General features: G+C 33.3%; 22 protein-coding genes. 17 read left to right on the plus strand and 5 right to left on the minus strand.

The annotated features are described in order from the left end of the window. Positions 1–44 precede the first annotated feature (44 nt). From msrB to CIGNP91_RS00250, 8 genes are all read left to right on the plus strand, one after another. On the plus strand, positions 45–1,058 hold the full coding sequence (gene msrB / locus CIGNP91_RS00215) for a peptide-methionine (R)-S-oxide reductase MsrB (RefSeq protein ID WP_086253049.1): 1,014 nt from the start codon (positions 45–47) through the stop codon (positions 1,056–1,058). A 326-nt stretch (positions 1,059–1,384) separates the two neighbouring features. Continuing rightward, positions 1,385–2,731, plus strand: coding sequence for a signal recognition particle protein (ffh, locus tag CIGNP91_RS00220; RefSeq protein WP_086224035.1), 1,347 nt, complete (start codon positions 1,385–1,387; stop codon positions 2,729–2,731). Positions 2,732–2,801: 70 nt separating this feature from the next. Continuing rightward, entirely contained in the window at positions 2,802–3,029 is a 228-nt protein-coding gene (gene rpsP, locus CIGNP91_RS00225) for a 30S ribosomal protein S16 (RefSeq protein WP_063998335.1), read from the plus strand. Then, positions 3,029–3,274, plus strand: coding sequence for a KH domain-containing protein (locus CIGNP91_RS00230; protein WP_086226545.1), 246 nt, complete (start codon positions 3,029–3,031; stop codon positions 3,272–3,274). The genes rpsP and CIGNP91_RS00230 overlap by 1 nt, the downstream gene beginning before the upstream one ends. Further along, positions 3,264–3,794 carry a ribosome maturation factor RimM gene (gene rimM / locus CIGNP91_RS00235; RefSeq protein WP_086253050.1) on the plus strand — a complete coding sequence of 177 codons (531 nt, stop codon included), beginning with the start codon at positions 3,264–3,266 and terminating at the stop codon, positions 3,792–3,794. The genes CIGNP91_RS00230 and rimM overlap by 11 nt, the downstream gene beginning before the upstream one ends. Before the next feature lie 3 nt (positions 3,795–3,797). Then, positions 3,798–4,493 (plus strand): tRNA (guanosine(37)-N1)-methyltransferase TrmD, encoded by a 696-nt coding sequence (trmD, locus tag CIGNP91_RS00240; protein WP_086253051.1) that lies wholly within the window; start codon positions 3,798–3,800, stop codon positions 4,491–4,493. Next, positions 4,490–4,846 carry a 50S ribosomal protein L19 gene (rplS, locus tag CIGNP91_RS00245; protein ID WP_086224039.1) on the plus strand — a complete coding sequence of 119 codons (357 nt, stop codon included), beginning with the start codon at positions 4,490–4,492 and terminating at the stop codon, positions 4,844–4,846. Before trmD ends, rplS begins: the two co-directional genes overlap by 4 nt. A 128-nt stretch (positions 4,847–4,974) precedes the next feature. Beyond that, the gene (locus CIGNP91_RS00250; protein ID WP_180383199.1) at positions 4,975–5,262 is read left to right on the plus strand and encodes a cupin domain-containing protein; all 288 of its coding nucleotides are present in this window, start codon (positions 4,975–4,977) and stop codon (positions 5,260–5,262) included. A 120-nt stretch (positions 5,263–5,382) separates the two neighbouring features. On the opposite strand, the gene CIGNP91_RS00255 is transcribed toward CIGNP91_RS00250, so the two are convergent. From CIGNP91_RS00255 to alaS, 4 genes are read right to left on the minus strand one after another with little or no spacing between them, the layout of a single operon-like run. Then, complete coding sequence (locus CIGNP91_RS00255) at positions 5,383–7,323, minus strand: transglycosylase domain-containing protein (RefSeq protein WP_086253053.1); 1,941 nt, start codon at positions 7,321–7,323, stop codon at positions 5,383–5,385. After that, positions 7,320–7,865 (minus strand): septum formation inhibitor Maf, encoded by a 546-nt coding sequence (gene maf, locus CIGNP91_RS00260; protein ID WP_086253054.1) that lies wholly within the window; start codon positions 7,863–7,865, stop codon positions 7,320–7,322. Before maf ends, CIGNP91_RS00255 begins: the two co-directional genes overlap by 4 nt. Further along, a complete protein-coding gene (locus CIGNP91_RS00265) occupies positions 7,862–8,359 on the minus strand; it encodes a hypothetical protein (protein ID WP_086224043.1) in 498 nt (165 codons plus the stop codon). The genes maf and CIGNP91_RS00265 overlap by 4 nt, the downstream gene beginning before the upstream one ends. Further along, positions 8,356–10,890 (minus strand): alanine--tRNA ligase, encoded by a 2,535-nt coding sequence (gene alaS, locus CIGNP91_RS00270; RefSeq protein ID WP_086253055.1) that lies wholly within the window; start codon positions 10,888–10,890, stop codon positions 8,356–8,358. The genes CIGNP91_RS00265 and alaS overlap by 4 nt, the downstream gene beginning before the upstream one ends. A gap of 160 nt (positions 10,891–11,050) precedes the next feature. Between alaS and CIGNP91_RS00275 the strand changes: the two genes are divergently transcribed. The 8 genes from CIGNP91_RS00275 (at position 11,051) to CIGNP91_RS00310 (ending at position 20,971) form a co-directional block, all read left to right on the plus strand. After that, complete coding sequence (locus CIGNP91_RS00275) at positions 11,051–11,260, plus strand: alkylphosphonate utilization protein (protein WP_086232370.1); 210 nt, start codon at positions 11,051–11,053, stop codon at positions 11,258–11,260. A gap of 45 nt (positions 11,261–11,305) precedes the next feature. Further along, positions 11,306–12,604, plus strand: a complete 1,299-nt coding sequence (gene rmuC, locus CIGNP91_RS00280) for a DNA recombination protein RmuC (protein ID WP_180383188.1) — start codon at positions 11,306–11,308, stop codon at positions 12,602–12,604. Further along, positions 12,601–13,602 (plus strand): asparaginase, encoded by a 1,002-nt coding sequence (locus tag CIGNP91_RS00285; RefSeq protein WP_086226535.1) that lies wholly within the window; start codon positions 12,601–12,603, stop codon positions 13,600–13,602. The genes rmuC and CIGNP91_RS00285 overlap by 4 nt, the downstream gene beginning before the upstream one ends. Before the next feature lie 123 nt (positions 13,603–13,725). Further along, entirely contained in the window at positions 13,726–15,072 is a 1,347-nt protein-coding gene (locus CIGNP91_RS00290; protein WP_086226534.1) for an FAD-dependent oxidoreductase, read from the plus strand. An 89-nt stretch (positions 15,073–15,161) separates the two neighbouring features. Then, entirely contained in the window at positions 15,162–16,604 is a 1,443-nt protein-coding gene (gene pyk / locus CIGNP91_RS00295) for a pyruvate kinase (protein WP_086240183.1), read from the plus strand. Next, complete coding sequence (locus CIGNP91_RS00300; RefSeq protein ID WP_086253057.1) at positions 16,604–17,842, plus strand: M16 family metallopeptidase; 1,239 nt, start codon at positions 16,604–16,606, stop codon at positions 17,840–17,842. The genes pyk and CIGNP91_RS00300 overlap by 1 nt, the downstream gene beginning before the upstream one ends. Beyond that, positions 17,842–19,641 carry an ATP-dependent DNA helicase RecG gene (gene recG, locus CIGNP91_RS00305; RefSeq protein ID WP_236848349.1) on the plus strand — a complete coding sequence of 600 codons (1,800 nt, stop codon included), beginning with the start codon at positions 17,842–17,844 and terminating at the stop codon, positions 19,639–19,641. The genes CIGNP91_RS00300 and recG overlap by 1 nt, the downstream gene beginning before the upstream one ends. A gap of 55 nt (positions 19,642–19,696) precedes the next feature. Then, positions 19,697–20,971 carry an aminotransferase class V-fold PLP-dependent enzyme gene (locus CIGNP91_RS00310; RefSeq protein WP_086253059.1) on the plus strand — a complete coding sequence of 425 codons (1,275 nt, stop codon included), beginning with the start codon at positions 19,697–19,699 and terminating at the stop codon, positions 20,969–20,971. Positions 20,972–21,019: 48 nt separating this feature from the next. On the opposite strand, the gene CIGNP91_RS00315 is transcribed toward CIGNP91_RS00310, so the two are convergent. Further along, entirely contained in the window at positions 21,020–23,584 is a 2,565-nt protein-coding gene (locus tag CIGNP91_RS00315) for a hypothetical protein (RefSeq protein WP_086253060.1), read from the minus strand. A gap of 233 nt (positions 23,585–23,817) precedes the next feature. Here CIGNP91_RS00315 and groES point away from each other — a divergent pair, with 233 nt between their 5' ends. Then, positions 23,818–24,081: a co-chaperone GroES gene (gene groES / locus CIGNP91_RS00320; protein ID WP_086227752.1), complete on the plus strand. Its 264-nt coding sequence runs from the start codon at positions 23,818–23,820 to the stop codon at positions 24,079–24,081. Position 24,082 lies beyond the last annotated feature (1 nt).

The following is a 24,082-nucleotide window of genomic DNA, read 5'->3' on the forward strand; positions in this document are numbered from 1 at the left end:
ATTGTACAAGTTTTGTTAAAATCATCCGCTTTTAAGGAGTTATAATGATAAAATATATAATTACAATGATATTGGCCGCACTTACATTAATGGCTAATCCAAAAGGCAATAGTATGGAAAATTTAACAGAGATATATCTAGGTGGTGGGTGTTTTTGGGGGACTCAGGGATATTTTGATCTTATTAATGGAGTGGTATATAGCGAAGTAGGTTATGCTAATGGCATAAGTGACCAAACTAGCTATAATCAGATTGCTCGTACAGATCACGCAGAAGTTGTTAGGCTTAAATTTGATGCTAATAGGGTTGATATTAATGAAATTTTAGAGCATTATTTTCGTATTATTGATCCATTTTCTATCAATAAACAAGGCAACGATATAGGTAGGCAGTATCGCACTGGTATATATTATAGTGATGATAAGCTAAAGAGTGTTATAGAGAATTTTATCAGTCGTAAACAGGCTAAATTTACTAAACCAATTGCAGTTGAGATAGAGCCACTTAAGAATTATATAAAAGCAGAAGAATATCACCAAAAATATTTAGATAAAAATCCAAATGGTTATTGCCATATTGATTTAAATTTGGCTAGCAAACCACTATATGATGAAAGCAAATTTACAATTCCAAGCCTATCTGAATTAAAAGAAAAGTTAAGCGATTTAGCATTTAAAGTAACACAAGAAAAGGCCACTGAGCGACCATATAATAGTCAGTATGATAAATTTGATGAGCGTGGTATATATGTAGATATTGTAAGTAAAAAACCGCTTTTTAGCTCTAGCGATAAATATGATGCTGGATGTGGGTGGCCTAGCTTTACAAAGCCAATTACAACTGATGCGGCTAGTTATCATAGGGATTTAAGTCATGGAATGGAACGAATAGAGGTCACATCAAGACAGAGCGGCAGCCATTTAGGTCATGTATTTGATGATGGGCCAATTGATAAAGGAGGGCTTAGATATTGTATTAATGGTGCTTCATTAGAGTTTATCCCATATGATCAGATGGATATTAGAGGATATACTGAATATAAAGTCTATGTAAAATAATTGTTATTTTGAAAGTATGTTTTATTAAATTTCTATCTAGGTTTTAAACTTAGCAAGAGATATAATTATTAATTATTTTTTGCTTGGTGGTAACTGTTAAAGAACCGCTAAGTTTATAAAGTAGTCTATAATGAAGTGCTTTTAAAAAATTAATTTAATATTTTATAGCCAATTTTATGCTTTACATATTTGTTTTAGTACTAGTTTGCATCTATGTATTACATAAAATATCTGTTATAAAGGTATAAGTATAGTTAAGCAATTAAAGAAAGTTAAAGAAATTTAGGGTATAATTAGCAATTTTAATCAAATTTAAAAGGTATATAGTGTTTGAACTTATTGGCGAATCGCTAAAATCAGCTGTAAATAAACTTAAATTTGTCGATGATGAAAAGGCATTAAAAAATGCGCTTGAGACGCTGAAAAAGTCGCTGTTAAAGGCTGATGTTTATCACAAGGTGACAAAAGAACTTGTAAGTCTTGTAGAAGCTGATATGAAAAAGGGCACTATAGGCCAAAAGCAGTTTTTAGATAGTATAAAAACTAATTTAACGAATATTTTAACCGCTCCAAATGATGGTAATAAAGGTAGCGGATTTGTGTTTGCTTCAAACCCTCCAACAGTTGTGTTAATGGCCGGCTTACAAGGTGGTGGTAAAACCACAACAACTATAAAATTAGCAAGCTACCTAAAAGCACGTAAAAAACGTGTTTTAGTAGCTGCAGCCGACTTGCAGCGTTTAGCAGCAGTAGAACAGCTTAGACAGCTTTGTAGCGCAAATGAGATCGAGCTTTTTAGTATCGATGGCGAAAATAATCCAGTAAATGTAGCTAAGGAAGCATTAAAAAAAGCAAAAGATGGTCTTTATGATGTACTTTTAGTTGATACCGCTGGTCGCTTGGCAATAGATGAAGCATTAATGAGTGAATTAAAAGAGGTAAAATCTGTATTAAATCCAGATGAAATTTTTTATGTTGCAGATGCGATGAGTGGGCAAGATGGCGTACGCACTGCTACTAGTTTTAATGAGGCTCTTGGCATTACTGGGGTGATTTTAAGTAAATTTGATGCCGATACAAAAGGCGGTGTAGCTATAGGTATAGCACATCAGGTAGGAATTCCGCTTAGATTTGTCGGTGTGGGTGAAAAAGTGGCCGATCTTGAGAGTTTTATCCCTGATAGAATCGTTGGCAGAATTTTAGGCGAGGGCGATTTGGCGACTTTAGCTGAGAAAGCTTCTACAATCATAGATGAAAAAGAGGCCAAAAAGCTCAATAAAAAGATTAAAAAAGGTGAGTTTAATTTTAATGATTTTATAGCTCAGCTTGAGAGTGTTAAAAAACTTGGAAGCATGAAAGGAATCTTAGGAATGATTCCTGGTATGAGTTCTATGGCAAATCAGTTAAAAGATATTGATTTAGATAATTCAGAGCAGATTAAACATATAAAAGCGATGATAAGCTCAATGACTCCAAAAGAAAGAGAGAATCCAGATCTATTAAATAATGCTAGAAAGCGTAGAATTGCTGCTGGTGCTGGACTTGACCAAATGACTGTAAATAGATTTTTAAAGCAGTTTAGTAGTGCTGCAAAGTTGGCTAAAAAATTCTCTAATAAAGATAGTATGAAAGGCTTTGCAAATATGTTGGCAAACGCTAACCGCCCTAAATAAGTTAGGGTTTATTTATGGCTATGAATTTAGCTATAACTAAGCCTTATAAAAAATATTTTAGGAGAAAAAGATGGCAACAGTAGTTAGATTAACAAGAATGGGACGTAAAAAAAGACCATTTTATCGTATCGTAGTAACTGATAGTAGAAAAAGACGTGATAGTGGTTGGATTGAAAGTATTGGTTATTACAATCCAATGGTAGAGCCAGAAGTGATTAAATTTGATGCCCAGAGACTTGCATATTGGAAAAGTGTTGGCGCTAAACTAAGCGATAGAGTCGCTCAAATTACAAAATAATGGTTGAAGATTTTTTAAAAGAGTATGCTAAACTTATAAGTGATTCACCTGATATTATCCGCACAGAGCGGATAAATTTAGGTGAAAACTTCGATGAGATTATTATCTATGCTAGTAGGGTCGATACTGGAAAATTAATCGGTAAAGATGGCAAAATGATAAATGCTATCAAAACCGTAGTTATAGGCTATAAAGCCAAAGATCCAACTTCATATAGAATTACGGTAAAAGCTATTGAAGAGTGATTTAGTAGAGGTTTGCATACTTGGTAAAACCGTAGGATTAAAGGGAGCTTTAAAGCTTCATAACCGTAGTGATTTCATGGAGCAGTATAAAAAAGGTGCTAAATTTTATGATAAGTTTGGTAATATTTTATCTATTAAGAGCTATGAACCTTCTAATTCGCTTGTAATATTTGATGGATTTGAGAGTATTGAAGCAGCAAAAGGGCTTGTAAATCGAGTTTTATACCGTACTGTAGAAGATACTAAAAAGAGTTGTAAGCTTAAAAAAGATGAGTATTTTTATTTTGATATCATAGATTCTATGGTTTATGAGGGCGAGATTTTGCTTGGTAAAATTGACGATATTTTAGAAGTTGGGGCTGGATTTTTATTTGATATTAAGACTAGCACAGAACTTATTAACAAAGGACTTGCAAAGCAGTTTTATATACCATATCAAGATAATTTTATTATTAAGATTGATATTAACAGCAAAAGAGTAGATGTAAAAAACTCTATGGATATATTGCTTAATTCTTAGCTTATGAAATTTAACTTTATAACCTTATTTCCAAATTTAGTTACGCCATATTTTAGCGATTCTATACTTGGCAGAGCTCAGACAAGTGGATTAATAGAGATCAATTGTATAAACCCACGAGATTTTACTCAAAATAAACATAAAAAAGTTGATGAGTATATGGTTGGTGGTGGGGCTGGGCTTTTGATGAGTGCACAACCACTTTGTGATGCGATTGATAGTATAGGGCAGACGCATGTAATTTATCTCACTCCAGCCGGTAAAAAATTTAATCAAAATGACGCTAAGAGACTTGCGAAGCTAGAAAATATTAGTTTTATTTGTGGTAGATACGAGGGTATAGATGAACGTGTTATCGAGAGTAGAGTAAATGAGGTTTTTTGCATAGGGGATTTTATTTTAACTGGTGGTGAGCTTGCTGCTATGAGTCTTTGTGATGCTATTAGCCGCAATATTGCCGGGGTTTTAGGTAATGTAAATTCATTAGATATTGAGAGTTTTGAAGATGGAATTTTAGAGGCTCCAAGCTTTACAAAGCCAAATATTTTTAATGGCTCACCTGTGCCTTCAGCTTTTTTAAAGGGTAATCATAGTATAATCAACGCTTTAAAAAATCATATGGCGCTTTGCAAAACTCGGTTTTTTCGCCCTGATTTGTATCAAACTCTTAAATCGCCAAACTTTAAGGAAAAAAGATGAGAAATAAATATATTGAAGCATTTGAAAATGCTCAAATCGCGACTAAGTCTGTGCCTGACTTTCGTGCTGGTGATACTTTGAGAATTGCTATCCACATCAAAGAAGGCGACAAAAGCAGAATTCAAAACTTTGAAGGCGTTTGTATAGCTCGCCGTGGTAGTGGTACTGGTGAGACTTTCATCATTCGCAAAATCGGTGCTAATAGCGTTGGTGTAGAGAGAATTTTCCCTATTTATAGCGATAGCTTAGAGAGTATTACAGTGCTACGTAGGGGTCGTGTAAGACGTTCTAAACTATTCTATCTACGTGATAGACGTGGTAAAGCTGCTAGAATTAAAGAGCTTAAAAAGTAATTTTTGTTGCAATTTCGCCCCTTTTTTTTTGGGGCTTCTTCTTTATCTCAATTTTTAATCATTATTTTGGACTTTCTGTGGAAAAAATTATTTTTAATTTTAATATTTTTGATGGTGTTAAGACTGCTATGCTTTGCGAGAGTGAATTTAGCAAGGAAATTCGCATAACTATGGCTAAAGATGCGGTTATGAAAGAGCATATGGCTCCAAATGCGATTATAGTTCAAGTGCTTCGTGGTGGTATTGAATTTGAAATGAGTGGCAAGATTTTGGTTATGAATGAATTTGATATGATTACATTGCCTGCATTTATACCTCATTCGTTAAAGGCATTAGAAAATTCTATAATAAGACTAAGTTTATCAAAATCAGATAGCCATACAAGAATATTTAAAGTAGCAAATAGTAAAAAGTAATTTTTAAATTTGCCTTAATATACTACTATCATTTAAATTTTTACAAAACTAGCTTTAATTACTTATGCTATAAATAATTAGAGTATAAATTTGAAGTTATCAAATTTATACTCTAACAAACTAAAAAATTATTCCTTCTCTATCTTGTTTTTCTAGGATATTATTTTGTTCTTTTGGTAGCGGAGAAGTAGTTGTATATAGTGCATCTACTCCGTTATAAACTCTACGATACACACCAGGAGGCATATCAAATTTGCGTTTAGTTTGTGGATATTCAGCGATAAAGTCTTGCATAAATTGTTTAAATACTGGTGCTGCTGTTCTAGAGCCACCCTCGACATAGCGCATCGGAGTGTTATTGTCATTTCCATACCATATTAATACTTGAATCTCAGGGCCAAAACCGCAAAACCATGCATCTACACTCTCATTTGTAGTTCCGGTTTTTCCTGCTAGTTCAATTCCATCAACTTTTGCTGAGCGACCAGTTCCATTATTTACAACATCTTGAAGCATTTTAATCATTAGATATGCTTGTTCTGGTTTGATAATCTCGCTGCTTTTTGGCTCAAATTTAAATATCTCACCATTTTTGTTCTCTACAAAATTAATTAGTCTAGTCTCATGTCTAGTACCAAGTCCTGGGAATATCGAGTATTGTTCGCTATAATCCATAAGACTAACCCCAAAGCTTCCAAGTGCAATTGATAGATTATTAGGAATATCTTTAAAACCAAAATTCTCTAAATCTTTTTGAACTACATCAAGGCCAATAGAATTTAAAAGATTTATTGTAGCAAGATTACGCGATTGTTTTAATGCATCATTTAAAGTGATTAAGCCTTTAAAATTGCCACTAAAGTTTTTAGGCTTCCAGTCTTGATCTTCTTTGTTATTTTTATTTACTCCTTCATAAATTCTAGATATATCAGCTATTTTGCTTTGCGGGGATAATCCTTGGTTTAAAGCAATTTGATATATAAATGGTTTAAAACTAGAACCAGGCTGGCGAGAGCTTTGTGTAGCACGGTTAAAGTTGCTTTTGGCATAATCTACACCGCCTACTAAAGCTAGTATATCTCCATTAGTAGGATTGGTGACGATCATTGCGCCATTTAATACTGTGGTATTTGCGTCTTTATTGCGTTTTAGGATTTCGTTATAGCCAAATTTAAGTGCATTTTGTGCTATCTCTTGTACTTTTAAATCAGCATTTAAAGTGATTTTATATCCACCATATCGTATATCAGGATATAGAGGGGCTAATTGCTTTATAGTCTCATCTACTAGATATGGAGCTTTGTTTTGGGTTAGGGTTTGATCATAGATTTTTGGCGTCTCTTTTATAGCGTCTTGATACTCTTTGGTTGTTATCCAACCTATATTGTGCATTCTTAGCAGTACATTATTTGCTCTTGAGAGAGATAGATCTAAATGTCTTGTAGGATCATAGCTGCTAGGTGCTTTTGGTAGGCCCACTAGCATAGATATCTCTTTTAAGCTTAGTTCATCAAGATTTTTTTTAAAATATCCAAGCGCAGCAGTCTTAATCCCATAATATCCGTGACCAAAATATACCTGGTTTAAATATCGCTCAATTATCTGTTCTTTAGTTAGAGTGTACTCAACTTCGTAAGAGATTATTAGCTCTTTTAGTTTACGAGTAAATTTTTTCTCACGTGTTAAGAGCATATTTTTGACTAGTTGTTGAGTTAGGGTTGAGGCTCCTTCAACTAAAGACATTGCTTGAATATCTTTAATTGCTGCTCTAAAAATTGCTTCATAATTTATCCCGCCATGTTCAAAAAATGCTGTATCTTCTATAGCAATGAGTGCTTCTATAATGCGTGGCGGAATTTCGCTAAATTTAGCGTATTGTCTATTTTCTTCATCAAAAATATAGGCTACTAAATCACCATTTTTATCATAAATATGAGTAGTTAATTTTGGATTGTAATCTACAATTTTAGATATATCAATCTTAATTTGAGAGTAAAAATATATAATTCCAGCCACGCTAGCTAATGCTAAAATTATAATTAGGTTGAAAATATATTTCATAAAAATGCCTTTAAATTTATAATATCTAGCCCCATGGCTGTGGGTTTGTTGCCGCTTTCTTGTTCTATATATATTTTATTAAATCCTTCTATCATCATCGCTCCAGCTTTATCTTTCCATAATCCACTAGCTATGTATTCATTTAAATGAGATGAATTAAATTTAGTAAATTTATAGCTTGCAATACTTAGCATATCAATAGAGATATTTGGGCTAATAAACTTCATAGCAGTATAGACGCTAGTCAAATTTCCGCTTTGCAACTCTAGCATATATCTAGCGTGCGCTTCATCTGTGGCCTTACCAAGAATTTTTCCGCAAGCTGTTACGCTACTATCAGCAAAAAGAACACGCTCATACTGGTTTTTAAATTTATCAAAAAATTGCTTGGCTTTGTTATTTACGATACTCATAGCATATTTTGCTGGTGGTAAATTTGTGTCAAATTCTTCATCATAATCTAGGCTAACTTGAATAAACTCAACACCATATTCACGCAAAATCATCGCTCTACTAGCTGAGCTAGATGCTAAAACTATCATAAAAATCCTCTAAAAGTAACACCAAGATAGATATTAATAAATGATAAAACGATATTTAAAGGGGTAAAATAATATATTATCAAAACTAAATTTTCATGACTCATAAGCATATCATCTTTTAAAAACGCCTCTTTGGCTTGACGAAATTTATACCAAATATATGCTAAATTTGCCCCAATAAATGCTAAAATTGCTAGCTTAGTTTTAACAATTGCTTCGACCATTGGATCGCCAATTGGAAATCGTTCTCCATAAGACATAAACATTCCGCCAAAGCCTAAAAATGCCACTATCGCTAAGGCGCTAAAAAGAAATTTATTAAATTCCTTTAAAATTAGCTTATAGCGATGTGGATTTTGCTCAATATCCTTAAAGCAGTAATGACCACAAACTACTACCGTAATTTGTAAAGCAATAAAAAGCGCTGCAACACTAATATGCATAAATGGCGCAATCTGGTCAAGTCTAGCAAATGAACTATTTAAAGCGTTCAAAGTTTACTCTTAATTAATTTGTTAGCTTCTTCTAAGGCATTTGATATTTTGTTTATATCTTTGCCTCCAGCAGTGGCAAAATCATCTCTTCCACCTCCGCCTCCGCCTACAATTGGGGCAATTGCTTTTACTAATTCTCCAGCTTTTATATTGCAATTTTTAGATCCAGCTGCTAGCATTACCTTGCCATCTTTGGCACTAGCTAAAAATATTACAACACTATCAAATTTATTTTTTATTTCATCAATTTTTGCCTTGATATCACCATTAAATTCATCAACAACTACATTAATGCCATTTATAAGCTTAGAGCTTAGCTCTACTGATGAAGTGGCATTTTTTATCTCATTTTGAAGAGATTTTATCTCATCTTTTAACTTAGCAATAGCAGCAATTGGACTAGCGCCTTTTAAACTAGCTTTAATCTCTTCAAGCTCGTTTCTTAGCTCATTTGCGTAGTTTAGTGCAGCACGAGAACAAACCGCCTCAATACGCCTAACTCCAGCACTTACACCGCTCTCTTTGGTAATAAAAAAACTACCTATTTCATTGATATTTTCAACATGAGTGCCACCACATAGCTCCTTAGAACAGCCCAAAGTTAAAACACGCACTTCATCGCCATATTTTTCACCAAAGAGTGCTATAGCTCCACTATTTTTAGCTGAGTTTATATCCATTATTTCTACTTTTGCTTTAGCGCCTGCTTGGATTTGGTCATTTACAAATTTTTCAATTTGGGCTAACTCATCACTACTTACAGGTTTTGGATGACTAAAGTCAAATCTTAATTTATCAGCCTCTACGCTACTTCCAGCTTGAGATATATGTGAGCCTAAAACGCTTCTAAGTGCTGCGTGAAGTAGGTGTGTGGCTGAGTGGTGACGACGGATTTCTAATCTATTTGGGCTTACTTTGCACTCTACTTCGTCACCTACGCTAATAGTAGAACTTACTTGAATTTGGCTTAAATTTAGTTCAAAATATTTTTTAGTATCTAAAACTTTGTTATCATTTATTTTGCCACTATCTCCACATTGTCCACCGCTTTGAGCATAAAATGGAGTTTTATCAAGCATTATATATCCGCTTTCGCCAGTGCTTAATTTATTGGTGATTTTAAATTCACTATTAAGCAGAGCTAGAACACGGCTAGTTGAGCTTAGGCTCTCATATCCGATAAATTCATTTTTGCCAAATTTTTCAAGTAGTTCTTTAAAATCCCCACTCTCCTTAGCCGCATCGCCACTCCCTTTCCAGCTAGCTTTTGCTCTTGCTTTTTGTTCACTCATTAAAGTATCAAATTTAGTAGCATCTACACTTAAGCCTTTTTCTCTTAACATATCTGCAGTTAGATCTAGCGGAAAACCATAAGTATCATAAAGCTTAAACGCTACTTCGCCACTAAAAATATCTTTAGTTTTAGCAAGTTCTTCACTAAATAGATCTAATCCAGCAGCAATAGTAGCTAAAAATCTCTCTTCTTCAAGCTTAATTAGCTCTTTTACATACTCCTTTTTATCGTTTAGATATTCATAGTGACCACCCATTAATTCTACTACTTTGTCTACAAGTCTATACATAAATGGCTCTTTTATGCCAAGAAGATATCCATGCCTTAGGGCTCGTCTTAGAATTCTTCTTAAGACATATCCACGACCTTCTTTATCAAAATTTACGCCTTGAGCTAGCAAAAATACAACCGATCTGATATGATCGCTAATAACTCTAAAGCTTGCACCACTTTCATATTCATAGGTTAAATTTGCAATCTTAGCTACTTCGTTGATAAGTGGCATAAATAGTGAACTATCATAGTTGCTAAATTTGCCCTCTTTAATAGCTGTAACTCTCTCAAGCCCCATTCCAGTATCGATGCTAGGTTTTGGTAGTGGCGTCATAGTTCCATCGCTACTTCTTTCAAACTGCATAAATACAAGATTCCAAATTTCTAAAAATCTATCACCATCGCCACCCATATAATCTTCATCACTATTAAAGTGTTCAGCGCCTTGGTCATAAAATATCTCGCTACATGGTCCACAAGGTCCAGTATCTCCCATTGCCCAGAAGTTATCCTTATCACCAAATTTATAAATTCTCTCTTTTTGGATATGTTTTTGCCAAATTTCATAAGCCTCATCATCGTTTTCATGTACAGTTACATATAATCTATCTTTTGGTAGTTTTAAAATTTCAGTTACAAACTCCCAAGCATAGGCAATCGCTTCAGTTTTAAAATATTCACCAAAGCTAAAATTTCCTAACATTTCAAAAAATGTATGATGTCTGGCTGTATAGCCTACATTATCTAAATCGTTGTGTTTGCCTCCAGCTCTAATACAAGTTTGACAACTAGTACGAATTGGTGGATTAGGGCGTGGTACATCCCCAGTAAATATACTCTTAAATGGAACCATTCCAGCGTTTGTAAAAAGCAAGGTTGCATCATCAGGAACCAAGGCTGAAGAAGCAACTACTTCGTGTCCTTTGCTTTTAAAAAACTCTAAATACTCTTTTCTAATATCCATAGATTCTATCCTATTTAAAAAAATGGCTAGATTGTATCATAAATTTACTAAATTTATTAAATTTAAGATAAATTTTATATCCAAATTTATCATTTTTAGGTTGTGAAATTTAAGCATTAACTAGCTATAATTTGCTCTTAATTCAACTAAGGGAGTGAATATGGCAAAAGATTCAAATGGTATAGAGTTAAACGCAGGCGATAGCGTTACAGTTATTAAAGATTTAAAAGTCAAAGGTGCAAGCAGTACTATTAAACGTGGCACAACAATTAAAAATATCAAGCTAACTAGCAAGGATGGTGAGGTAGAGTGCAAAATAAATGGCGTTGGGACAGTAGTTCTAAAATGCGAATTCCTTAAAAAAATCTAAATTTAATAAGAAAAGGCTTAGGTTTTTTCTTATATGGAGAATGCGATGGTTGAGATTTTAAGTGGAGTGATTGCAGTAATTGCTAGCGCAAGCTTTTGGTTGGGATTTATGCTATTTAAAAAGAGTGGTCAATTAAGTGCTTTAGGTCAAAGATTGAGTGATGTAAATGCAAATTTAAATATAAAAGAGCAAGAGTTAAATAGCGCAAAAGATGAAAATAAAGAGCTTCAAGAGAAAAATATACAAAATATACAAAAGATTACAGAATTAACAACAAAATTAGAAAATGCAAATGAGACAAATGCTCAACTAAAGGCTCGTCAAGATGAGTTAGATAATAAAACTAGGGAGTATTTTGATCTAAAAACTAAACAGATGAGCGAGAATTTGCTAAATTTAAGTAGCAAAGAGATGACTGAGAGTTCAGCTAAGATTTTAGAGAGTTTAATCGCTCCTTTAAAAGATGAGATAAGTAAATATCAAAAGTCAAATATAGAGATAAATAGCGCCTTTAAAGTAAATTTTGAAAATTTAAAAAGTGAAACAAAAGGGGTGATGACGCAAGCGCAAAATTTAGCCGATGCATTAAAGAGTAATAAAAAACTACTTGGTAACTGGGGAGAAATTCAGCTTGATAGTGTATTGCAAAGTAGTGGGTTGATTTTGGGTCAAAACTATGATAGGCAAGTAGCTTGCAAAGATGAAAATGGAAATCAAAAATATCTAGATGTGGTAGTTAAATTTGATGAAAGTAAGCATGCAATAATAGACGCTAAATGCTCATTGGTTAATTATAATGAATACCATAATGCTACAGATGATAGCACCAAGGAGGCTTATGCTAAAGCATTAGCAAAGGATATAAAAAATCATATTGATAATTTAAGTTCTAAAAATTACACATTTTTAGATAGTAAAAATTATGAGTATGTATTTATGTTTATTCCTAATGATAATATGCTGTTTGTAGGACTTGGTGCTGATAGTAGCTTATATGAATATGCCTATGAAAAAGGTGTATTTATAACTACTCCACTTACACTTCTTATGGCGCTAAAAACCGTCTATATATGTTGGCGTAATTTAAAAAGTGATGAAAATGCAATGAAAATCTTTGCTGAAGCTGGAAAAATATATGATAAATTTGATGTATTTATTAAAAATTATGAGAGATTAGAAAATCAAATAATTGCTATGAGTAAGGTTATTGAAGATGGTAAAATTACGCTTTATCAAGGGCGTGGAAATTTAATAAGTAAATTTGAAATGCTCAAAAAGCTTGGGGCAAAAACTTCAAAAACCTTACCATATACTCAAAGCTACGATGAGATAGATACGCAGTGAAAAAGATAGCAATCTTAGCTACTGGTGGAACAATCGCTGGTGCTAGTACTGGGCCGATAAATTCAGTATATGAGAGTGCCAAATTTGGTATTAATGAGATTTTAAGCGAATTTAATGAGTTAAAAAGTATAGCCGATATTAGTGCAGAGCAGATTTGTAATATCGGTTCTCAAGATATGAATGAAAAAATTTGGCTTAAACTCTCACATAGGGCAAATGAGTTATTGGCTAATGATAAAATAGATGCGTTAGTTATAACTCATGGAACTGATACGCTTGAAGAGAGTGGGTATTTTTTGACTTTAACCATAAAAAGCCAAAAACCAGTAGTAATAACTGCAGCTATGCGAAGTGCAAACTCCTTAAGTAGCGATGGAGCGATGAATTTATATAATGCTATAAGTGTTGCAGCTTGTAAAAATAGTGCTAATATGGGTGTGCTGGTGGTGATAAATGATGAGATTCACCTAGCTCGTGAGATTATAAAAACAAATACAACAGCATTAAATGCCTTTGCTTCACCAAATTGCGGTAAATGCGGAATTGCACATTATGGCAAGGTGGTATTTTATACCAAAAGTCTTAGACGCCATACGATGCAAAGCGAGTTTAGTGCTAAATTTTGTGAAGATCTATCAAGCTTACAAAATTTACCATGCGTAGAGATAGTCTATGATTACGCAGGGGCTAGCGGTGGGGCTGTCTATAGCGCTTTAAATTTAGGTGCAAAGGGTATAATCTGCGCAGCTCTTGGCAATGGCAACCTAAGTCCAAATATGCTTCATGCGCTGAAATTTGCAAATTCTAAAGGAGCGATAGTAGTAATCTCAAGCCGTACAAATAGTGGCATAATTAGTGGAGATGAGTTAGATTTTAATAAGTTAAATTTTATCCTTAGTGATTCGCTTAATGCACAAAAGGCTAGGGTGCTTTTAATGCTTTGTATTGCTAGCGGATTTGATCAAGAGACAATAAAAGAAAAATTTAATATTTATTAGAGTAAATTTGTAACATATAAACTGATAAATTTATAAATATTGTAATTTACTATTTTTATTTTGTTATCTTTAAGTTTTATTAATATATACTATGGAATTCAAAAATTGTCTTAGGAGTTAAGGATGAAAGAAAAACACTACGAGGTGGTGATAGTCGGTGGTGGTATCAGTGGTGGTGCGCTACTATATGAATTAGCAAGATATACAGATGTTAAAAATATTGCATTGGTAGAAAAGTACGGCGGTCTTGCTACGTTAAATTCAAAAGGAACAGCTAATTCGCAGACTGTACATTGTGGTGATATAGAGACAAACTATACATTTGAAAAAGCTCAAAAGGTAAGCAAAACTGCTAGAATGGTAGTAAAATACGGTTTGCAGCACGGCTATCAAGGTAAATATATGTTTGATGGTCAAAAAATGGCAATTGGCGTAGGCGATGTCGAGGTAGATTATATTAAAAATAGATATGAGGAATTTAAAGAGCTTTATCCATATTTAGAGTTTTATGATAAGGCTGAATTAGCTAAAATTGAGCCAAAAATTATTTTAAATAGTGATGGTACTCATAGAGCTGAAAATGTAGTTGGTATGGGTGTAAAAAGTGGAGAATATACTACAGTTGATTATGGTGCATTTACAACTACATTTATAGAAAATGCTAAAAAAGATAAAAGCGAATGCGATGTATATTTAAATTCAAGAGTAGATGAAATTTACCGCAATGGTGATAAATACTATATCCAAACCGCAAATGGCTTATCAATTAGTGCTGATTTTGTTGTAGTAAATGCAGGTGCTCATTCATTATATTTAGCACATAAAATGGGCTATGGTCTAGACTTTGGTTGCTTGCCAGTAGCTGGTAGCTTTTATTTAACTAAGCAAAAACTTCTAAATGGTAAAGTTTATATGGTGCAAAATCCAAAACTTCCATTTGCTGCGCTTCATGGTGACCCTGATATCTTAGCTGATGGTTGTACGAGATTTGGCCCTACGGCTTTGGCGCTACCTAAACTAGAGAGATATCATGAGAATTGGGGTAGCTTCCTTGACTTTTGTAAGACTTTAAATTTTGACACAGCTATTGCCGGTATCTTGTTTGATCTATTTAAAGATAGTGAAATTCGTAACTATGTCTTACGTAATTTCTTATTTGAAGTACCATATCTTAATAAAAAGCTATTTGTAAAAGATGCTAGAAAAATCGTCCCAAGCCTAACTACAAATGATATCTATTATGCTAAAGGTTTTGGCGGCGTTCGCCCACAAGTTTTAAATAAAACTGAGAAAAAGCTAATGCTAGGTGAGGCAAGCATTAATCCAAAAACTGGTATAATTTTTAATATGACACCAAGTCCAGGGGCTACTAGCTGTCTTGGCAATGCATTAAGGGATGTTCGTGAAGTTTGTGAATATCTAGGTAGGAACTTCAACGAAGCTAAGCTAAACGAAGAGCTATTTGACTAATATCAGGCGGAGAAATCCGCCTAAATTCTGCCAAAATTCTCATCATTTATCCTTAAATTTGGTATAATTACCAAAACTTAGGAGTAAATATGAAAAAAACAAAAATCGTAGCAACAATTGGCCCATCTAGTGATTCTATTGAGGTTATTAAATCTTTAATTATAGAGGGAGTAAATGTATTTAGACTAAACTTCTCACATGGAACGCATGAATATCATCAATCTACAATTACTAAGATAAAAGAGGCTTCAAATGCCTTAGGAATCAGGGTTGGAATACTTCAAGATATCTGCGGACCAAAAATTCGAATTGGTACATTAAATGAACCATTTGAGTTAAAAGCAGGTGATAGATTAAATGTATTAAAAGAGAGTATAATTGGCCGCAAAAATGGAGAAATTTATGAACTTAGCATAAATCAGCCTCAAATTTTATCCTTGTTAAAAGAGGGTGAATATATATATTTATATGATGGAATGATAAAGGCTAAGGTAGTAAAATGTCTGCCAGATATGATTGAAACTGTAATAGAAAATGATGGCATACTAAGTTCAAATAAAGGGGTAAATTTCCCAAATACTAAACTAAATATCGATGTTATTACTCAAAAAGATAGAGCTGATATGTTATTTGGAGCACAAAATGGAGTAGATTTTGTTGCTATTAGTTTTGTGCAAAATGCAAATGATATTATAAATGCTAAAGCTATATTAAAAGAGTTTGGCTCAAGTGCTAAGGTATTTGCAAAAATAGAGAAATTTGATGCAGTAGAAAATATTGATAGCATAATAGAAGCTAGTGATGGAATTATGGTTGCTCGTGGAGATCTTGGTATTGAGGTGCCATACTATAAAGTTCCAACCATTCAAAAGCTAATTATTAAAAAGGCTAATGCCGCAAACCGCCCAGTAATTACTGCTACACAAATGATGCTCTCAATGGCAAAGAGTCAAAGTGCAACAAGAGCTGAAATAAGCGATGTAGCAAACGCTGTATTAGATGGGACTGATGCTGTTATGCTAAGCGAGGAGAGCGCTGTAGGTATAAATCCGGTAGCAGTGGTTAAGTCTATGAGTGCAACAATAGTCCAAAGTGAGCTTATATATCCATATGGTAAATTTGATGAGTTTGAATTTGCTGATGAAACTGATATGGTAGCAAGTGCTAGTTCGCATTTGGCTCAAAGAATAGGTGCAAATGCTATTATTTCAATTACTAGTAGTGGTTCAAGCGCTATTAAGATGGCTCGTAATCGTCCAACTATGCCAATAATTGCTGTAACTCATGATGAGAGCGTGGCTAGAAGTTTGACTATTGTTTGGGGTGTAACTCCAAGTTTAGTTGTGCCACAAAATCAGTTAAATCTGCTTTTAGCCAACACCATAAAAGGATTAAAAGATGCAAATTTAATAAGCGATGAAGCCACCTATACGCTTACAGCAGGCTATCCAGCTGGCAAAATTGGTAGTACAAATTATATAAGAATTTTAAGAAAAGAGCAAATAAAATACTATCTAAATGAGGTAAAATAGTGGAAAGATTAAATTTAAAAATCGCTAATAGTGATATTGCTCTAATCTATGAACATAGTAGCGAATTGCCACTTGTTGGAATTAAGCTTGTCTTTAAGGTGGCTGGAAGTTGCAATGAAAAAAAACATGGCATAGCTACAATGGCTGCTGAATTGCTAAGTGAAGGTAGTAAAAGACTAGGTAGTAATGAGTTTAATAGGGCGCTTGATATGCGTGCGATTTTACTTAGTGCTAGCGCTGGATATGAGACTTTTGAAATTAGCTTAGAGTGTTTAAGTGAACATTTTGAATATGGTTTTGATATGCTGTTAGAATTACTAGCTCAGCCAAATTATGATAAAAATATCCTAAAAAAACTAAAAACCCAGACACTTGGTATAATTGCTTCAAATAACAGTGATTTTGATTATCAAGCAAGCAATGCATTAAAAGCAATTTTATATCCAAACTCACGCTTAGCTGCGCCTAGTATCGGCACACCTGAAAGTATCGCTCAAATTGAGCTTGGCGATATTAAAGAGTTTATAGAAAATAGTTTAAATTTAGAAAATATGTTTATAGTTTTAGGCGGTGATATAGCGCTTGAGAGAGTTAAATTTGATAGATTAGCTGATGTATTAAAAGTTGGAGAGGTTAGAGAGTTAAGTCCTGTAGAAGTTAGCATTGAACAAAGAGAAGAGATAATTTCTAGACCAAGCCAGCAGGCTTATATATATTTTGGCTCACCGCTTAAATTTGCTTTAGAAGATAGATATAAGCTGAGTGTAGCAATGTTTATTCTAGGTAGTAGTGGATTTGGATCTAGGCTTATGGAAGAGATTCGTGTAAAGCGAGGACTAGCATATAGCGTATATTGTTCGGCTAATTTAAATCTTAGCTATAATTCAATGAGTGGATATTTGCAGACTAAAAATGAGAATAAAGATAAAGCTATACATCTAATAAAAAGTCAGATTGCCAAATTTGTCAAAAAGGGCGTAACTCAAAAAGAGTTAAATGCAGCTAGAAATTTCTTGCTTGGTAGTGAGCCACTTAGAAAAGAGACGATGTTTAAGCGTCTTGCAATAGCTCAAAAAGAGTATTATCAAGGCTATGATTTGGGCGAATTTGATCTAAATTTAGAGCGTATTAAATCACTAAAGCAAAAGGAGCTAAACGAGTTTATAGCTAGCCTTGAAGAGCTTAATTGTCTTAGTATTGCGTGCTTGTATAGTTGTCTATATAGCGAGCCAAAATAGTGGAGTACAAGGAGTTAAAAGAGCTAGGTATCGCAAGTTTACTTGATCTAGCTTTGATTTTGCCTAAAAGCTTTGATGATTTGCGTGTTAAAAATGAGCCAAGTATCGGTGAAAATAGTGTAGAAATTGAGATTAAATCATCTATAACTCGTCCTACGATGCTTAGTATTTTGGCCTATTGTATCTCATGGGAGTGTGATGTTTCTATTGTGATATTTAATGCTAGGCCATGGCATTACGCCTCTTTTAAGCGTGGCAAAAGACTCTATATCCATGGTAAATCCGTATTATATAATGGGCTTTGGCAGTTTAGTAATCCTAAAATTATTACAAAAGTTGGCCAGATTATTCCACATTATAAAAGAGCATTAAAAGACAACCAAATTCAAAATTTAATCAAAAAATATATAAATTTAGAATCCTTAAAATCTCAAGGATTAAATGATGATGAGGCTAGGCAAATTTTAGCCTTACATGAACTTAGCGATGAGGCTTTAAATTCGGTTATGAATTTAAATAATAAACAGCTAGATACACTTAAATTTATTGAAATTTATAATTATCTAAAAAAGCTTAGTGCTAAAAAGGTGCTTTTTAAGGCCACTGCTATTAAGCCCTATAATATCACGCATTGGCTTAGCTCATTGCCTTTCATTCCTACAAGCGATCAGATAAAAGCATTAGAAGATATTAAGGAAGATTTAGCTAAAAGTATAGCAGCAAAGCGTGTAGTAATGGGTGATGTAGGAAGTGGTAAGACTTTGGTAATCTTGGGCGCAGCACTACTTAATTATCCAAACCGCTCGATTTTGATGGCACCTACAACTATTTTAGCTACACAGCTTTATAGCGAGGCTATGAGGCTTTTGCCTAATTTTGTGAGAGTAAAATATCTACAAAAAGGGGCAAAAAATGTAAATTTAAATGACGCAGATTTGATCATTGGTACTCATGCTTTACTATATCAAGAGCTTCCAAAAAGTACTCTTATAATGATTGATGAGCAGCATAGATTTGGTTCTATTCAAAGACAAAAAATAGATGAATTAACGCGCGATGAGAGCTTAAGGGCGCATTTTTTACAGTTTAGCGCCACACCAATTCCTAGAACGCTTTCACTCATTGAGTCTGAATTAGTAAGCTTTAGCTTTTTAAAAGAGATTCCATTTGCTAAGCAAATTAGCACACATATTATTCAAAATAGTGGATTTGGCGCACTTTTAGAACATATCAAAGAGCAAATATCACAAAATAAACAGACGATCATTGTTTATCCGCTAGTAGAAGAGAGCGAGGTAAGCAATTATCAAAGTCTAAGTGTAGCTGCACCATTTTGGTTAAATAAATTTCAAAAAGTCTATGTAACACATGGTAAAGATAAGCAAAAAGATGATATCTTAGAACAGTTTGCAAATGATGGAAATATTTTATTAGCTACGACTATTGTTGAGGTTGGAATCTCTCTTCCACGGCTTTCAACTATCGTCATTGTAGGTCCTGAAAAGTTAGGACTTGCTTCACTTCATCAGCTGCGTGGTAGGGTTGGTAGAAATGGTGGGCGAGGTTGGTGTTATTTGTATACTAAGCTCGCAAGTATTCCAAGTAGATTAAATGAATTTGCTCAGACGCTTGATGGATTTGTTGTAGCTAAAATTGATTTAAAAAACCGTCAAGCTGGTGATATTTTAGATGGAACAATGCAGCATGGAGCTACATTTGAATACTATGATATGGACGAGTTAATAACTCAACGAGCTAAAAAACGACTAGCAGATTTTAAAGCTCAAAATGTAGTATAAATTTATATTTGGTAAAAATTTAGTATAATAAGATAAAAAATCTAGGAAAAAGCCATTGAATATCGATAAAATTCGCCAAAATATCATATTAAAAGATGGGATTTATTATTTTGACTGGACAGCTAGTGGGCTTGGGTATATACCAATTGAAGATGAAATTAGGCGAATGCTTCAAACCTATGCTAATACACATAGCGAGTGCAGTGAATGTTCTAATATTACTACAAACTACTATGAAAATGCACGTACTGGAATAAAAAGATTACTAAGATTACAAAGTGATTTTTTGCTTTTACCATGCGGGCAAGGTAGTAGTGCTGCGATTAAAAAATTTCAAGAGATAATGGGAATTTATATCCCACCAGCAACTAAAATGGCTTTAAATATTGATTTTGATAGTATTAAAAAATCTTTACCACTTGTGATTGTAGGACCTTATGAACATCATAGTAATGAGATTAGTTATAGAACTGGGATGTGTGAGGTAGTTCGTATTCCATTGGCTAGAGATGGTGGGCTTCACTGGGGTGAGCTTGATAAAATTTTAAAAATTAATGCTAATAGAAAAATCATAATTAGCATAAGCGCTGCTTCAAATGTAACTGGTATAAAGACAAATTTGGCTATGCTAAATGCAGCTGCTAAGCGATATGGCGTTATAATTGCTGTAGATGCCTCAAGTCTTATTGCTTATGAAAATGTAGATAGCTCGCTTTGCGATGCGATATTTATCTCGCCACATAAGCTGCTTGGCGGTGTTGGGAGTTGTGGTATTTTAGCAATTAGAAAGTCGCTATTTAGCTCAAATTTACCGACATTTTCAGCTGGTGGAACAGTAGGCTATGTCAGTAAAAAAAGTATTCATTATCTAGAAGATATAGAGAAAATTGAAGATGCTGGAACCCCAGCGATCACTCAGTTAGTTAGAGCATATTTAGCATTTGAGCTTAGAAATAGGGTTGGTTTAGAGTTTATAAATGAGCAAAAGACTTTGCTTATGGATAAATTTGAGCTAGGGCTTTCTAATATAAAAGGTGTGATAGATTATGTGCCTAAAAATTTAGAAAGGCTAGCTATTTTTGCTTTTAATATTAAAGGTATTTCACCTTTTGATTTAGCTCAGGTTTTAAGTAAAAAATTTGGAATTCAAAGTCGTGCTGGATGTTCATGTGCTGGGCCATATGGTCATGATTTATTGGGATTAAAAGATGATGAACCTTTAAGTTTTAAGCCAGGCTGGTTGCGTGTGAGTTTGCATTGGTCTCATAGTTTAGATGATGTGGATTATTTGCTTAATGCTATTGGGCAAGCTAGAAAAGATTTGATTTAAAATTTAGTATTAATTTGAGACTTGTATTTAAGTCTCAAATTAATGATTTTAATTAAATAGATTTTGCAAGCCATTTATCAGCTCTTTAGCGCCTTGACTTTTTTCCTTATCGTTATCAAAAAGTTTATCTATCCCTTTGCTAATTTCTTCATTTATTTTCTCTTTGATATAGTTTGAGCTGATAGAATATTTTGGTTCATCGCTTGTGCCAGTTATCTTTATATCGATATCTGTTTTTTCTATATTGGCTGTTATTGGAATATTGATAGCTTTTGTAGCAGTATCTAAACTACCATTAGCTATACTGATATTTGCCTTTTGCGAGTTAAGCTGAGTTATAAAATTTATTAAATTTAGATCAATTGTTCCTTTTAAATAGCCATCTTTAAATACTTCTTTTGTGATATCTTTTTGAATTGCTGTGCTTATTAGCGTAGTTAACCCACTTCTTGCTAATTGACCTTTGGCTATATCGGCATTAAAATCTCCTTTGGCGCTATCTAGATTATAGTTAGCATTTAGCGTAGCTTGACCCTCGTAAAATGGCATAAAATCTAAAAATTCAAGCAATTTTGCAATCTCAAATGTTGATAGATTTAAATTTGCTTTATTATCTTTGATATCAATTTTTAGTTTTGAGCCTATAAAATCGCTATTTAATGTGGCGTTTACACTCTCATTGATTGATATTTTTCCGCTTGGATTTAGTGCGCCATTTAACTTCATTCCAGTTAAAAACTCAAGTTTTGCAAGGCTTGGTATATCTGCGCTATATAGTGCTTCTAGGCTATTTTTATTAATATCGTAGCTTCCATCAAATTTATTTATTGTAGCTAAATTTGAATTAATTATGGAGGCAAAATGCACGGTTGAGTTGGTAAATGTTGGTTTGATATGTGCGTTTAGTGTTGTATTTTGCGGAAATTCTTTATTAGTTAGTTCTTTTAAATTAGCCGCATTTAATACACCATTTTCAAGCTTTATATCGCCTTTTCCATTTAGATTTGCTATATCAATGCTATCTAAATTTAGTTCACCATTTAGTTCACCATTTAAAAGTGGTTTTTGTCCAATCATCAAGAATATATTTTGAACTAGGATATTTTGAATTTTAGCCTTTAGTTTTCCATTATCAAGATTTGCTGTGATTATGCCATCCATTGCTTTAATATCTACATTGGCGCTTTTTAGTGGTGATTTTTGATTATTTAAATTGGCATCTATATCTGCATTTAGAGCGATTTGGCCAGATAGTTTTGCGCCTGAGATATTGCCAAACTTAGCTAAATCTGGTACTAGTGCTTGGGCATTTGCTTTGGCAGTATTTTGGGCTAGATTGTAGCTAGCATCTAGATTGTTTAGGTTTAAAATCTCAGATATTAAATTTGCTTTAAGTTCTGCATTATCACCTTTTAGTGCGGCTTGAATATCTGAATTAAAGCTTACATTTTTAGGTAGGCTTGCACCTATCATTTTATTTAATTCATTAGCATTAATTATTCCACCATTTATATTTATACTTACATTTCCAGCTCTTTTGTTTGGATCATTTAGTGCGGTAATTAAAGCAGCCCCATTAATATTGCCATTTAAAATTGCTGGCATTGAAACTAGCTTTAAAAGCTCATTTAGTTTTATCTTTTTGATATCAGCGTTTATTTTATTATCTGCCATTTTAGCAGTTATAACCCCACCTAATCCGCTTATATCAGCATCTAAAAACTCTAAATTTCCATTAGATATTTTTGTATTGGCTTTGGCTGTAATTTCTCCGCTTAGTTTTTGGCCAATTATTGGCTCTAGCTTGGCTAAGTTTGGGATATTTAAATTCAGATCACTATTTAATACATTTTCATCTATATTGTATATAGAATTTAGAGCTGCTGCAACAGCAATTGGTGTGGTAATTATACTTTTAGCTTTAGCTGTGCGACCTTCTAGATTTAGATTTGAATCAGCCTTTATAGTAAAATTATTTGGTAAATTAATTCCATAATCAGTTGCAATTAACTCATTATTTGTTATAGCTTTTGGTATATTTAGGCTAGCTGTTCCACTATATAGTGTGTCCTTGCTAGTGATATCAGCTTGGATATTCATATTGCCTGTTATGTATGGTTTGCCTAGAGCAATAGCTGTGATTTGAGCTAAATTTAATGATTTAGCATCTAGCTTTATCTCAAGTGGAGCAAAGTCCTTGATTCTAGCTGCAAAACGTAAATTTGATCCAACAATCTTGCCGCTACCATCGGCGATGAAGTTGCTAAGTTTACCAATGACCTTACCTTTTAGGTTAATATCATCTTTTATAGCTATTCCAAGGTTGCTCAAATCGCTTGTAGCTGCGGTATAATTAAGGTCAAGCGCTTGACTAAATAGGCTATAATTACCATAAACTCTAGCTTTTAAGGCGTTATTGACATTAGCAGTTATATCAAGATTGCTAATACCAAGCTTAAATTCGTCAAGTCTAATATCCATTCCACTTTTTTCAGAAGCGATTTTTTCTATATATGGCTTTATAATGCTATTGCCAATGCTAGTAAAAAGCAGTGTATAAATAGCAGCCAAAACCACCACCAAAATACCTAAAATCCAATATACAACTCTCATTTAAATTCCTTAAAAAAAATTATTTAATTATACTCAAATCAAGCTTAATAAATTAAATTTTTAAGTTATGGATAAATTTTATTAAACTTGAGTGGCTTAGACTAAATGTTTTTGATAAATTCTATTTAAATTTGCTCAAAATTTATTGACATATATATAAAATTATGATATATTTTCATCACTCAAATATATAGAGTGCTAATTTTTAAATCAGATTACATGAAAGGATCAAAATGAATTTTTTACCATTAGGTAAGCGTGTGCTTATAGAAAGAGAGGAGGAGCTTAAAACTACAGCTTCAGGTATTATCATCCCAGATAATGCGTCCAAAGAAAAACCAAGCGAAGGCAAAGTTATTGCTGTTAGCAAAGAAGTAGAAGGAATTAGCGAAGGCGATAGAGTTGTATTTGCGAAATATAGCGGTAGCGAAATTACGCTTGATAACAAAAAATATTTAGTATTAAATACAGATGATATCTTAGGTATCATAAAATAAT

Source organism: Campylobacter sp. P091 (genome assembly GCF_002138935.1).
Classification (GTDB): Bacteria; Campylobacterota; Campylobacteria; order Campylobacterales; family Campylobacteraceae; genus Campylobacter; species Campylobacter devanensis.